Here is a 327-nt window from a genome sequence, read left to right as displayed (position 1 = left end):
AAGTATTGACGAACGAAGTCTGACTTCTTTTCAGCCAAGTGCGTCAAGATACCTGGATCTTGGTGAGTGTAACCGTTGTGGTCTTGTTGGAATACAGTTGAAGTTGAGATCAAGTTCAATGATGGGTAATCGTTACGCCATGATTGCTCTGAGGCGTGACGCAACCACTTGAAGTGTTGAGTGATCATTGAGTCAACTACACGTAGGAATGATTCGTATGATGCAAATACACCAACACGACCAGTCAACGTGTAAGCTTCCAACCAACCTTCAGCTTGGTGCTCTGACAATTGAGCGTCCAAGATACGTCCCTCGTGGGCTTCGTAT

1 pseudogene is annotated in these 327 nt (G+C 45.6%); it reads right to left on the bottom strand.

What is annotated here, in order from left to right:
- Window positions 1-327: pseudogene (locus KH400_RS23475) on the bottom strand (phosphoketolase); the annotation flags it as partial.

Source organism: Desertibacillus haloalkaliphilus (assembly GCF_019039105.1).
In the GTDB taxonomy this organism is placed as follows: domain Bacteria; phylum Bacillota; class Bacilli; order Bacillales; family KJ1-10-99; genus Desertibacillus; species Desertibacillus haloalkaliphilus.
Note: the sequence above shows the minus strand (reverse complement) of the source record. Positions and strands in the feature narration are given on the sequence as shown.